Annotated in this window: 14 protein-coding genes; 11 read left to right on the plus strand and 3 right to left on the minus strand. The window is 51.7% G+C overall.

Translation table 11 applies throughout. The features are described 5' to 3' along the window. Positions 1–161: 161 nt before the first annotated feature. The 5 genes from lpdA to lipB all read left to right on the plus strand — a co-directional run bounded on the left by lpdA (position 162) and on the right by lipB (position 6,488). Complete coding sequence (lpdA, locus tag ACTJKB_RS09360) at positions 162–1,583, plus strand: dihydrolipoyl dehydrogenase (protein ID WP_440833461.1); 1,422 nt, start codon at positions 162–164, stop codon at positions 1,581–1,583. 248 nt (positions 1,584–1,831) lie between these two features. Next, complete coding sequence (locus ACTJKB_RS09365) at positions 1,832–2,863, plus strand: thiamine pyrophosphate-dependent dehydrogenase E1 component subunit alpha (protein ID WP_074085257.1); 1,032 nt, start codon at positions 1,832–1,834, stop codon at positions 2,861–2,863. A 3-nt stretch (positions 2,864–2,866) separates the two neighbouring features. Then, positions 2,867–3,853 (plus strand): alpha-ketoacid dehydrogenase subunit beta, encoded by a 987-nt coding sequence (locus ACTJKB_RS09370; RefSeq protein WP_440833462.1) that lies wholly within the window; start codon positions 2,867–2,869, stop codon positions 3,851–3,853. Between the two features lie 424 nt (positions 3,854–4,277). Next, a complete protein-coding gene (locus tag ACTJKB_RS09375; protein WP_440833464.1) occupies positions 4,278–5,708 on the plus strand; it encodes a dihydrolipoamide acetyltransferase family protein in 1,431 nt (476 codons plus the stop codon). Between the two features lie 57 nt (positions 5,709–5,765). Next, a complete protein-coding gene (gene lipB, locus ACTJKB_RS09380) occupies positions 5,766–6,488 on the plus strand; it encodes a lipoyl(octanoyl) transferase LipB (protein WP_440833465.1) in 723 nt (240 codons plus the stop codon). Positions 6,489–6,567: 79 nt separating this feature from the next. Here the strand turns inward: lipB and prli42 are convergent, their stop codons facing one another. Further along, complete coding sequence (gene prli42, locus ACTJKB_RS09385; RefSeq protein ID WP_143186211.1) at positions 6,568–6,669, minus strand: stressosome-associated protein Prli42; 102 nt, start codon at positions 6,667–6,669, stop codon at positions 6,568–6,570. Positions 6,670–6,765: 96 nt separating this feature from the next. On the opposite strand from prli42, the gene ACTJKB_RS09390 reads away from it, so the two are divergent. Next, on the plus strand, positions 6,766–7,893 hold the full coding sequence (locus ACTJKB_RS09390; protein ID WP_440833467.1) for a tripeptidase T: 1,128 nt from the start codon (positions 6,766–6,768) through the stop codon (positions 7,891–7,893). Positions 7,894–8,015: 122 nt separating this feature from the next. Here ACTJKB_RS09390 and ACTJKB_RS09395 read toward each other — a convergent pair whose 3' ends face one another. Continuing rightward, complete coding sequence (locus tag ACTJKB_RS09395; protein WP_440833469.1) at positions 8,016–8,192, minus strand: hypothetical protein; 177 nt, start codon at positions 8,190–8,192, stop codon at positions 8,016–8,018. Positions 8,193–8,269: 77 nt separating this feature from the next. Here ACTJKB_RS09395 and ACTJKB_RS09400 point away from each other — a divergent pair, with 77 nt between their 5' ends. From ACTJKB_RS09400 to ACTJKB_RS09415, 4 genes are all read left to right on the plus strand, one after another. After that, positions 8,270–8,842 carry an NUDIX hydrolase gene (locus ACTJKB_RS09400; protein WP_440833471.1) on the plus strand — a complete coding sequence of 191 codons (573 nt, stop codon included), beginning with the start codon at positions 8,270–8,272 and terminating at the stop codon, positions 8,840–8,842. Then, the gene (locus tag ACTJKB_RS09405) at positions 8,833–10,026 is read left to right on the plus strand and encodes an endonuclease Q family protein (protein ID WP_440833473.1); all 1,194 of its coding nucleotides are present in this window, start codon (positions 8,833–8,835) and stop codon (positions 10,024–10,026) included. Before ACTJKB_RS09400 ends, ACTJKB_RS09405 begins: the two co-directional genes overlap by 10 nt. 74 nt (positions 10,027–10,100) lie before the next feature. Further along, a complete protein-coding gene (gene spoIIM / locus ACTJKB_RS09410; RefSeq protein ID WP_074101102.1) occupies positions 10,101–10,733 on the plus strand; it encodes a stage II sporulation protein M in 633 nt (210 codons plus the stop codon). Positions 10,734–10,893: 160 nt separating this feature from the next. After that, positions 10,894–11,406: a copper amine oxidase N-terminal domain-containing protein gene (locus ACTJKB_RS09415; RefSeq protein WP_440833475.1), complete on the plus strand. Its 513-nt coding sequence runs from the start codon at positions 10,894–10,896 to the stop codon at positions 11,404–11,406. Between the two features lie 280 nt (positions 11,407–11,686). Here ACTJKB_RS09415 and ACTJKB_RS09420 read toward each other — a convergent pair whose 3' ends face one another. Next, positions 11,687–12,283: a hypothetical protein gene (locus ACTJKB_RS09420; protein ID WP_440833477.1), complete on the minus strand. Its 597-nt coding sequence runs from the start codon at positions 12,281–12,283 to the stop codon at positions 11,687–11,689. 206 nt (positions 12,284–12,489) lie between these two features. Between ACTJKB_RS09420 and fur the strand changes: the two genes are divergently transcribed. After that, positions 12,490–12,957, plus strand: coding sequence for a ferric iron uptake transcriptional regulator (gene fur, locus ACTJKB_RS09425; RefSeq protein WP_440833479.1), 468 nt, complete (start codon positions 12,490–12,492; stop codon positions 12,955–12,957). Positions 12,958–13,064: the final 107 nt, after the last annotated feature.

Here is a 13,064-nt window from a genome sequence, read left to right on the forward strand (position 1 = left end):
CTTTTCCACTTGTATCCCATTGAATTCACCCATATGATAACGCTTCAACGGGTAAAAGTCCATGTATATATGACGTTTGTAAGCTTTGTTATGGGGATAAAAGAGAGTACAATGTAATAGGTTAATTTAGAACTTACAAGTGATGACTGGAGGATACATATATGACGATTTCATGTGACGTGGCCATTCTTGGCGGAGGTACCGGAGGTTATGTGGCGGCGATCCGCGCAGCCCAGCTCGGGAAATCTGTTGTTGTCATTGAAATGGACAAACTGGGCGGAACCTGTCTGCATCGTGGCTGCATTCCAAGCAAATCGCTGCTGCGCAGTGCCGAGGTATACGCTGAAATACAAGAGAGTGAGAGTTATGGCATCGAGACTACGGGGGTGCAGCTGGTATTCCCGAAGGTGCAGGCCCGGAAGGAAGCTGTGGTCGAGCAGTTGCATCAGGGTGTGCAGTTTCTGATGCGTAAAAATAAAATCCAGGTGCTGAAGGGAAAAGGACGCATTATTGGCCCTTCGATTTTCTCTCCGCGCAGCGGGGCCGTGGCAGTGGAGCTGGAGAATGGCGAGATGGAGACTGTGGTTTCCGGCAATCTCATTGTGGCAACCGGCTCGCGTCCACGCGTGCTGCCCGGTCTGAAGCCGGACGGCAAGGTTATACTGAGCAGCGAGGAAGCATTGACACTGGAAGAACTGCCAGCCTCGATAATTATTGTGGGCGGCGGAGTCATCGGTGTGGAATGGGCTTCGATGCTGGCTGATTTTGGCGTGCAGGTCACTGTGGTCGAAGCGGCAGGCCAATTGCTGCCTCTCGAAGACGAGGAGATCGCCCACGAACTGCTGCGGCTGCTCAAGAAACGCGGCGTGAAGGTGCTGATCGGGACTACTGTAGATGCTGAGACCTGTGTAGTTTCGGAATCGGGAGTCACCATTGAAGCACGTAAGGGTGAACAGAGCCAGACCCTGACTGCGGAGAAGCTTCTGGTATCTGTAGGCAGAGTAGCTAATATTGAGAATATTGGTATGGAGAATACCGACATCCATTTTGATAAAGGTGTAATTGAAGTTAATGCCAACATGCAGACCAATGAACCGCATATCTATGCGATCGGCGATTGCATCGGCGGACTCCAACTGGCCCATGCCGCGAGTCATGAGGGAATACGTGCAGTGAACCATCTGGCGGGGGAGACGCTTCATCCCTATCATCCGCACCTGGTTCCGCGCTGTGTCTACACGCGTCCTGAAGTGGCGAGCGTAGGATATACGGAAAAAGAGGCCAAGGCGCTTGGAGCGGATGTGGTCACCGGCAAATTCCCGTTTTCGGCCATCGGAAAAGCGATAGTCTACGGGATGAAGGATGGCTTCGTCAAAGTTGTTGCTGACCGTAGCAGCGGAGATATTCTCGGTGTGCAGATGATCGGTCCCCATGTTACGGATCTAATCGGGGAAGCGGCATTGGCACAGCTGCTGGATGCCACACCTTGGGAAGTCGGGGAAGCGATTCATGCCCACCCGACGCTTTCCGAGATCATTGGCGAAGCTATGCTCGCTGTGGATGGAAGAGCAATCGGATTCTAGGAAACGATGAATGCCCCCACGGGAATGCCGGGCGGAGCTGAAGGCGCCATTTGCGTCAATACAGCTCCAAACCGGCTTTTCGTGGCTTTTCTTTTTAGAGGAAAAGGGATTATAATGGACTGGAGTACGATTTAGTACCTGGTTTTAAGATCAGGCACAGATTAGCTTGAGTGTATGCCACCTGGTGCAAGTTTGTACGAAGAATATCAAGGAAGCATCGCTTAACAAAATTTTAGGAGGTACCTCATATGGAATCCCAAGGTACTGTAGAAACCGTTAACAGACATAAGCCGCTTGGACTCAGTGACGGCCAGGTCATCGATATGTACAGATATATGCAGCTCGGGCGGAAGTACGATGAACGCAGCCTGCTGCTTCAGCGCGCCGGGAAGATCAACTTTCATGTCTCCGGGATCGGCCAGGAGGCGGCCCAGGTAGCAGCAGCTTTTGCGCTGGACCGGGAGAATGACTATTTTTTACCTTATTACCGTGACTATGCCTTTGTGCTGACTGTGGGTATGACTACGCGTGAGCTGATGCTCTCTGTGTTCGCCAAAGCCGAAGACCCAAATAGCGGAGGCCGGCAGATGCCGGGCCATTTCGGAAGTAAACGCCTGCGGATTGTGACCGGTTCAAGTCCGGTGACCACACAGGTGCCGCATGCCGTGGGCTTTGCCCTGGCAGCCAAAATGCAGAAGAAGAAATTCGTTTCGTTTGTTACCTTCGGGGAAGGCTCCAGCAACCAGGGGGATTTCCATGAAGCGTGCAATTTCGCCGGTGTGAATAAGCTGCCGGTCATCATTTTTTGCCAGAACAACCAGTATGCAATTTCGGTTCCGGCCCACAAGCAGCTTGGGGGTAAAGTCAGCGACCGTGCGCTGGGCTACGGCTTCCCGGGAATCCAGGTAGACGGCAATGATCCGCTGGAGGTGTACCGCGTGGTGAAGGAAGCACGTGAGCGTGCGCTTGCCGGTGAAGGCCCGACCCTGATTGAGGCGATGATGTACCGCTTATCTCCGCACTCTACCTCCGACAACGATCTGGCTTACCGGACGAAGGAAGAAGTGGATGCGAACTGGAAAAAAGACGGCATTGCCGCCTTCCGCACCTACTTGATTGAACTTGGACTCTGGAGTGACGAGCAGGAACGTGATCTGGCTGCAGAATACAATCTGGAGCTCAAGGCAGCCATTGAATACGCTGAAAATGCGCCGTTTCCGAAACCGGAAGATACGCTGCTGCATGTGTACAGTGAATCTGACCTCAAGGGAGGAGCCTAACCCATGGCGATTATGGAATATATCGATGCCATCCGGCTGGCAATGAAGGAAGAAATGGAGCGCGATGAATCGGTGTTCGTGCTCGGAGAGGATGTCGGCGTTAAGGGTGGCGTTTTTACCACCACCAAAGGGCTGCAGGAGCAGTTCGGGGAAGAACGCGTCCTGGATACGCCGCTGGCAGAATCTGCTATAGCTGGTGTGGCTATCGGTGCAGCGATGTACGGGATGAAGCCGATTGCTGAAATGCAGTATTCTGACTTCATGCTTCCGGCGACTAACCAGATCATCAGCGAAGCTGCCAAAATCCGCTACCGCTCCAATAACGACTGGAGCTGTCCGGTGGTTATCCGTGCTCCCATTGGCGGGGGGATCTTCGGCGGACTGTACCATTCGCAATGCCCGGAATCGATTTTCTTCGGGACGCCAGGGCTTAAGATAGTAGCACCGTACTCGGCTTATGACGCCAAAGGGCTGTTGAAGGCAGCTGTGCGTGATCCTGATCCGGTCCTCTTCTTCGAGAACAAAAAGTGCTATAAGCTGATTAAGGAAGATGTGCCTGAAGGGGATTACACCGTTCCGATCGGTGAAGCAAATCTGCTGCGTGAAGGCAGCGATATTACAGTAATCGGGTACAGTCTGCCGCTGCATTTTGCCATGCAGGCTGCGGAAGAGCTGGAGCGCGAGGAGGGTATTACCGCGCATATCCTGGATCTGCGCACCCTGCAGCCGCTGGACCGCGAGGCCATTATTGCCGCCGCCCGCCAGACCGGCAAAGTCCTGATTGTTCACGAGGACAACAAGACCGGTGGCATCGGCGGAGAAGTGGCGGCGATTATCGCAGAACACTGTCTGTTCGAGCTGGATGCGCCGATCTTCCGCCTCTGCGGACCAGACGTGCCGGCGATGCCCATCAGCCCGCCGATGGAGAAGTTCTTCATGCTGAGCAAGGATAAAGTGAAAGCGGAAATGCTGCGCCTTGCGCAGTACTAAGTTTCATACCAGTTAGCCCGAACTTGAAAAAACAAAAGGCAGTCATCGTTAGTGGAAAAAGTATCATTAATTGGACTCATTCAGCTTGTGGAGTAACCAAGTGGGAAAAAGTACCACTAATCCGGCTGATAAACCCAGTATGTAATGAATAGGCATGAATTAGATGTACAAAATCCCACTAAAACCTTATCTAGCCAGGATTACAGCAAATTAGTTTTACTTTTTCCACTTAATATAGAGTGAACTTAAGAATCTAACCTGATTTGTTGTTGAATCTCATAGCTCGCAGGAAATTCGCCGAGTTTTGTACGAAGTAATATCTGTAAGCATATGCTTACAAAACTTAAGCGAATGCTTCCGAAGTGAGTTTTGTACGAAGTACTATCTGTAAGCATATGCTTACAAAACTTTAAGGAGTGACATTATGTCTGACAACACAAAGCTGACCGATGTGATTATGCCACAGCTGGCGGAGTCGCTGGTCTCGGCGACGATCGGTAAATGGCTGAAGCAGCCAGGGGATTCCATCGAGCAATACGAACCGCTCTGTGATCTGATTACGGATAAAGTCAATGCGGAGCTGCCTGCCACCGTGGATGGCACTCTGGTGGAACTGCTGGCGGAAGAAGGCCAGACCGTGAGCGTAGGCGAGGTGATCGCGCGCATAGCCGTAGCTGCACCTGCCGCATCAAGCGTACCGGTGGCTGCTCCAGCGGCCGCTCCTTCCGCGAGTGCTTCGCCGCAAGCGCAAGCCGCGTCCCGTCCGGCCGCGCCCAAACAAGCCCCAGGAACGGGCAGACCACCGGTGCCTGCCGCTGCGTTTGACGCATCCGCACCGATGCGCTCCCGGTATTCACCGGCGGTGCAGACCCTTGCCGCGGAGCATGGCATTGATCTCGCGGCTGTGCCGGGGACTGGCCTTGGGGGCCGCATTACGCGCAAGGACGTGCTGACGTTCCTTGATAACGGCGGCGCATCAGCCGCTGGCATGTCTGCTGCACCACCAGCCTTTGCGGGACAGCAGGCACCGGAATCCCAGCAGCCTGCGCTGCAGGCCATTCAAGAAGAAGCACCGGAGCCGGTTCGCCATTCTGGCCTGCATCTCAGTGAAACACCGCGTATTCCTACAATTGAGGTTGAGGGAGGACGGGGCAGCAGCTCGGAGTATCTGATCGACGTAACCCCAATCCGTAACACGATTGCGACAAAAATGCGTCAGAGTGTCTCCGAGATTCCGCATGCCTGGACGACGATTGAAGTCGACGTGACCAATCTGGTCGTGCTGCGCAACAAGCTGAAGGATGAGTTCAAACGCAAGGAAGGCTTTAACCTGACTTATCTGGCCTTCCTGATGAAAGCTGTCGTAAGTGCCATTAAGGATTATCCGATCATGAACTCGGTCTGGGCTGTTGACAAAATTATCGTCAAACGCGACATCAACATCTCGCTGGCTGTCGGTACTGAGGATTCGGTAATGATGCCGGTCATCAAAAGGGCTGACCAAAAGAATGTTGCCGGGCTTGCCCGCGAAATCGACGAGCTGGCCTTGAAGACCCGTGAAGGCAAGCTGCGTCTGGAGGATATACAGGGCGGTACATTTACCGTGAACAATACCGGCTCATTCGGCTCGATTCTGTCCTATCCGATCATCAATTACCCGCAGGCAGCTATACTTACCTTCGAATCCATTGTGAAAAAGCCTGTTGTGATCAACGATATGATCGCCGTACGTTCCATGGCTAATATCTGTCTGTCACTGGATCACCGGATTCTGGACGGCGTTATTTCTGGACGGTTCCTGCAGCGTGTCAAGGAGAATGTGGAGGGCTATACACCGGATACGAAGCTGTATTAATTAATGAACGGTATAACCCTGTAACAGGAGACTGTAATACAAAGGGGACCTGAGAGCATGAGCAGCACGGATCTAAGCTTATTGGAAGTTTCATATCTTCCGCTGATGGAATACGGGGCGGCCTGGGAGCTCCAAAAGGAGGCAGTTCAGGCGATTGATGCCGGAACAGGGCCGGAGCGTCTGATTCTTTTGCAGCATCCGCCAACCTATACCATCGGCTCCCAGCATCATCCTGAACATCTTCTCCTCAGTGCCGAACAGCTTAAGCAAAAAGGCATTTCGCTGTTTGAAATCGACCGGGGAGGAGATATTACATATCATGGTCCCGGCCAACTGGTTGGATACCCGCTGCTGAAGCTTGGGGTGGATGGCAAGGTGGATTTGCACGGCTATCTGCGCCGTCTGGAGTCTGTAATTATTGATTTTTTGGCAGCTTACGGCATTGAAGGCAGCCGCAAACCGGAATATACAGGTGTGTGGGTTGGCGATGAGAAAATCTGTGCCATTGGAGTCAAATTCAATAAAAGCAAATTCCGCAAAGGCTTTATCACAAGCCATGGGTTCGCGTTCAATATCGCTGCGGGAATCGGGGAACAGGGGTTTCAGGGGATTATTCCGTGCGGGATTGCCGAGTATGGAGTCACCTCACTGGAGGAATGCGCCGGGCGTCCGTTTGAACTCCGGGAGGTAGCCGGAGACTTGATTCCTTATTTCCTGAAGCATTTTCCTTATGAGACGTCTGATACCGTACTTCAGGCGGATTCGCTGCTGACCGATTAAGCCGAGCATTCACAGGTATGCTCAAGTCAAATAGCGCCCGGAGCATCCGGACGCTATTATTAACGGGCCAATGGGATCATCAGCCGGCCAGGAAAGGCTCAAGGACGAAGAGCACGGTAGAGGCGATCATGGCGATCAGCATAACATAGATAACGATGCGGAACCATTTTTGACGTTGCATGAGTGACTCCTTTGAAATTAGTTTAAGTTAATAGCGTGTGGAATGTTTAGCACAATACTGTTATTGTAACGTATCCGTGAAAGAGAGGGAAGTCCAATGATCTCACAAGACCGCTTGATTCAGGAATTCATGGAGCTTGTCCGTGTAGATAGTGAAACAGGAAACGAACGGCAGATTGCCGATGTGCTCAAAGAAAAATTCAGCGCCCTGGGCCTTACCGCCATTGAAGATGATTCCAAAGAACGCACGGGTCATGGAGCAGGCAATTTGTTCGTGACTTGGCCAGCCGAGGAGGGGGCTTCAGCACCTAAGATGCTGTTCACCTGCCATATGGATACCGTGGTTCCCGGTAAAAATATTAAGCCTTCCCTGGGCGCAGACGGCTGGATTACCAGCGACGGCAGTACAATTCTTGGCTCGGATGACAAGGCTGGACTCGCTGCTGTGTTCGAAGCCATCCGTGTGATTCAGGAGCAAAAACTGCCACATGGACAGATTCAGTTTGTCATTACCGCAGGTGAAGAGTCAGGGCTGCTAGGTGCCCGGAACATGGACCCAAGCCACTTGGATGCCGAGTTCGGTTTTGCCCTGGATTCCAATGGTGAAGTGGGAGCCATAGCAGTCGCTGCGCCGACCCAGGCGAAGGTGACAATGCAGATTTTTGGCAAATCTGCTCATGCCGGCGTGAATCCGGAGGATGGAATCAGCGCGATTCAAGTCGCCAGCAAAGCCATCTCTGCGATGAAGCTTGGACGCATCGACAAGGAGACGACAGCCAATATCGGCAAATTTGCCGGAGGCGGCCCAACGAATGTGGTCTGTGACCATGTGCAGCTGGATGCCGAAGCGCGTAGTATTGTGCAGGAAAAGGTAGAGCGGCAGATTGCTTCCATGCGTGAAGCGCTAGAGACTACGGCCCGCGAATACGGTGCGGAAAGTGAGTTCCGCAGTGAAATTATCTATCCGGCGTTCAGCTTCAATGAGCATGATCCGGTAGTGAAACTGGCGGAACGTGCGATTACCTCACTTGGGCTGTCCCCAAGATTGTTCGCGTCCGGTGGTGGCAGCGATGCCAATGTGTTCAACGGGTTGAAGGTTCCAACGGTAAACCTGGCGGTCGGCTATCAAAATATCCATACGACCAAAGAGCGGATCAAAGCCGAGGATATCGTTAAGGTGGCCGAACTCGTTGTTGCTATTGTGAAGGAAAGTGTAAAAGGCTGATCCAGCCACGGGCAGCTTAGGTTGCTGCGTGAAATACATGAAGGAGCTGTCTCCGGTCCATCCCCGGGAACAGCTCCTTATGTTTACTCACCCTGATGAACATCAGGAAGGGGACCAAGAGATTATCCGGCCTTGTTCGCATTATTGTTCCGTGCTTCGGAATGCAGCAGCAGGATATAGGCCAGCGGCATATCACGTCCATATTGCTTCATCCACCCGGCTATCACAGCCATAATTTGCTCCGGTCTGCCTACCATTGTGACGGCGGATGAGCTTGTATGGACAAGGATGTCATTCATGCCTGCATTCCTTCTTTCCTCTTAAGTTTGCTATAATACACCCTATGCAGATTGAAGCCAAAGGAGACCATTAATCTATGAAAAAAGATGAAATCAAACGCAATCCCGCACTGGACGAAGAAACTTTATCCACACAGCCGATTTTTGAAGGCAAAATCATTTCGCTGCAGGTGGATACTGTCAAGCTGCCTGATGGCAATACCGCAACGCGCGAGGTCGTGAAGCATCCGGGGGCTGTAGCCGTGCTGGCACTGAACAAGGGTAAAATGCTGGTGGTTGAGCAGTACCGTCAGCCGATGCACCGTACCGAGGTGGAAATTCCTGCAGGCAAGTTGGATAAAGGCGAAGATCCGCTGGTGGCAGCCGGGCGTGAGCTTCAGGAAGAAACAGGTTTTCATAGCGGTGAGCTGAAGCTGCTGAAGTCGTTCTATACCTCTCCGGGTTTTGCAGATGAAATCATACACCTCTATGTCACGGATAATGCCCAGCCAGGAGATATGTCGCTGGATGAAGATGAGTTCCTGGAGGTTTCGGAGCTGACACTGGAGGAAGCGTATCAATACATCGCGGATGGGCGAATTGCCGACGCCAAAACAATGATGGCCGTCTACGCCTGGCATTTATATACGCTTACTGGCCAATGGCACTAGGAGCTAAGCTTCAGGGATTCTATTGTGACCTTCATGTGCATATCGGGCGGACATCGGAAGGGCAAGCTGTCAAAATCAGCGGAAGCAGCAGCCTTACTTTTGCTAACATTGCCAAAGAGGCGGCGCAGCGTAAAGGAATGGAGCTAATCGGCATTATCGACAGCCATGCGCCGGGAGTTCAGGCGGATATCCGTACACTGCTGGCCTCTGGTGAGATGAGCGAAGCGGATGGAGGCGGAATCGCTTACCAGGGAACGACGATTGTACTGGGAACGGAAATCGAAATCCGTGAGCCCGGGCGAAAAGAGTGCCATGTCCTGGCTTTCCTGCCCGATCTTGCGGCGATGGAGGCATTCAGCAGCTGGATGAGCAAGCATATGCGCAACATCAATTTGAGCTCCCAGCGGCTGTATGTTCCGGCCCGGCAGCTGCAGGATGAGATCTGCGGGCGGGGCGGGATTCTCATTCCGGCACATATTTTTACACCCCATAAAGGACTGTACGGGTGTGCCGCTGAACGGATGGCCGAACTATTTGACCTGGAGAAGATCGCTGCGGTGGAGCTTGGGCTGAGCGCCGATTCGGGAATGGCCGGATATATTTCCGAGCTTGACCCCTACACCTTCCTGACCAATTCGGATGCCCATTCACTTGGTAAGATCGGCCGCGAGTATAATGTGATTGAGATGGAAAAGCCCTCGTTCGCTGAGCTGCGGCTCGCGCTGGCGCGTCAGGAAGGGCGCAGAGTGAGCGCCAACTATGGGTTGAATCCGCGGCTCGGCAAGTATCACCGTACCTATTGTGCGGGATGCGGCAGTATCGTAGACGAGGCCTATGCCACCTCGGAGCGTTGTCCATATTGCGGTAGCCAAAAGCTGGTGCAAGGTGTGTTAGACCGGATTCTGGCGATTGCAGACCGCGGGGAGCCATTAATTCCTCAGCATCGGCCGGCTTATCATTATCAGGTGCCGCTGGAGTTTATTCCGGGGCTGGGTAAACGCAAGCTGGAGCTATTGCTGCAGGCTTTTGGCACCGAGATGAGAATTCTGCACACTGCCGGTGAGGCGGAGCTGGCTGCTGTTGCGGGAGCTGAACTGGCGATGCAGATTGTGAAAGCCCGCTCCGGTACGCTTGCGCTGTCGTCCGGCGGCGGCGGGACCTATGGCAAGGTAGTGAAGAGCTAACGGCAAAGGACAAGTCATAGAGCGGGACGTTTCTTCATATGGTGTAACATATGACCGGAAAGGAGAACGTCCCGATGCGCAGTTTACGGCTGATGATGAAGGAACAGACGCCTCTTTATATTTTTGTCGCGGTATTGTTTTTGGTTGGGGTCGTTTTCGGGGCTTTGATTGTGAGTGCACTGACGCTGGATCAGCAGCAGGAGCTTGGTGATTACCTGGGGAATTTCTTCGTCACCGTCGATCAGCAGGGGCTCCCGGCAGCACCGGATTCTTACTGGGACATTGCTGCGCTGAATCTGAAATGGATCGGCCTGATCTGGATTCTCGGATTGTCTGTAATCGGACTGCCCGGCATACTGATCCTGGATTTTCTCAAAGGTGTGCTGATCGGCTTTACTGTCGGCACTCTGGTTAGCGAGTATTCCTGGCATGGCATGCTGTTCGCGCTGGTCTCGGTTGCGCCGCATAATCTCGTGCTGATTCCGGTACTGCTGGTAGGCAGCGCGGCAGCGATTGCTTTTTCCCTGCTGATGATCCGCAGCCGGGTGCTGGGTCAGCGGCGCTCTCCGGTAACCCGGCCATTCGCCATGTACACCCTGCTTTCCCTTGGACTGGCGGTGCTGGTGCTGGGCGTCTCCGGTTTTGAAGCCTGGGTGACGCCATCGATGATGCGCTGGGTGACGCCTATGCTTGTTAGTAATGCCTGAAAACACTGGCGTATTGCGAGTTGAGGTGTTTATCTGATTAACAAAAATCACGCAAAAATCACATTTCCGGCGATTTCTTAGAGAGTGCTGTTGATTCTTACTCGAGTTTGTAGGAGGCGGATCGGACACGGCAGAGGCTGTTGCCAAGAAATATCCGATATTGTTGAAAATCAACAATTATTACGTGCTCCAAACCGCGCCGCAAGCACCTTACACGGACGCCCAGTCACGGATCATGATTCCGCTTCGATCCGTTAGCGAGTTGCTGGGTGCCAAGGTGGGTTATGATGCAAACGCCAAAACGGCCACCATTTCCATGGACAGCACGTCGGTTATTTTTACGATCGGTTCCCGGGATCTTACGGTGAACGGAAACGCACAGGCTATGGACACAACACCGGTACTAAAGCAAAACTCGATGATTATTCCTGTTAGTGTACTGGCCAAGCATCTAGGGATCGAAAGCAGTTACTATCAGGTCAACAAGCTGTACAGCCTCATTGGTGAAGATGTCGCTACCTATATCCTGACGGACGACTCAGCGCAGTTGCCGAACCCGAGCCGGGCGCGTCCGGTAGTTAAGAAGGATGGCATTATTGAGGAAACCATCCAGAACGGCACATTAAAGGAGCCAGCCTATGTGCTGGTGAAAGGCCGGTTGCTGGACCGGTAAGGTTCCATGACTAGAGTAGCCTGAAGTTCTTAGTGGCGGCCAGACCAAGAAACACCAGTTCGCAAGCAACAATAAGCCATTCCCGTTGATGGGGTGACTTGTTGGTGCATGCTCTGGCCCTTGTCCGCTTGCCGACTGCTTTGAGGCCTACGCACATGACGGCACAGCCTGGCATCCGTTGCCCTGACCAACAGCAATGTAACGTACTACCTGTGACACTTCGGAGCAGTCTGAGGCAGCGCAGGACTTATAAAAAAGTTTCACCTCACATGTTCATTTGTTATTCATTGTATTTTTCTTGAAGCTCCAAGAATAACGATTCAGCGGAGCTTCTCTCATCATTTTCGATATAGTCTGCCAGTTCATTAAATGCTTCTTGATTTTCAGTTTTGACAAGCACTGTATTTTTTCGAATCAAAGCTGCAATTTCATCGAGGGAGTCCTGCTCTACATCAAACGTAGCGTCAATATAAAGTTCGGCAGCTTCAAGGGATAAAGCCGCAAAATCCTTGTCTTTATCTTGTGCTAAAACTTCTAATTTAGAAGGCTTGGCTGAGGGTCTGACAATCTCCCCGCCTAGTTCCTTATATATCTTTTCTACTTCTTCATAGTCTTCTTGATCCAGTAAGTCGGCTATTTTTAGAAATGATTCCTTATCTTTTTGGTTTTCTATAAACTCTGACATCTCACGAATGAACTTAATTGAAGATTCGTCCTTCGGCTTCTCACTTCCCCGGATTAATACAAATTCGACTTCAGCCATTATAGAAGATCTTTCATCTACTATTTTAGTCTGTTCATTTCCGCAAGCTGTTAAAACGAACACCAGCAGCAACCCAATCGCTATCATTTTCAACCCAATACGCTCTGTAATCATTTAGAATCCTCCAATACAATAGATATAGATAGTTTATCAATATTGGATGATTTTTCTATTCATTAAATCACGGAAAAATCACATATGTACATGGTTCGGCGGAGCTCTCCGCTCCAAAAGCGTTTGACTTCTCAAACCTACTCCCCCTATAATGGAAGAAGTGATTTGTTGCCCGGAGCGGTAATTTTCCAAGGGGGAGGCAGACAATGGAAGCCCGGATAGATAAGATTAAGCAACAGCTACAATCCCAAGGATATAAGCTGACACCCCAACGGGAAGCGACTTTAAGAGTGCTACTTGAGAATGAGGAAGACCACTTAAGCGCAGAAGATGTTTTTATGCTGGTGAAGGAGAAAGCTCCTGAGATCGGTCTCGCTACTGTCTATCGTACCCTAGAGCTGCTTAGTGAACTTCATGTCGTGGAGAAGATCAATTTCGGCGATGGCGTGGCCCGTTACGACTTACGGACAGATACAGCGAAGCATCACCACCATCATCTGATCTGCGTGCAGTGCGGCACAATGGATGAGATTCGCGAAGATTGGCTCGGACCGCTGGAAGAGCGGCTGGAGAACGAATTTAATTTTACGGTGCTTGATCATAGACTTGATTTTCACGGAATCTGCTACCGCTGCAAGGACAAGAACAACACGGACAGCAAGCCTTCCGAATAAGCTTATAGATGAGGATTTACCGCATAAGCTCTCCCCGGTACGATATACCGGAGGGGGCTTTTTAAATGATTTATAGAGCTTCATACATATTAGGAGTCACCGGTGCA

It is taken from the genome of Paenibacillus sp. 22594 (assembly GCF_052044425.1).
Lineage (GTDB): Bacteria > Bacillota > Bacilli > Paenibacillales > Paenibacillaceae > Paenibacillus_AQ.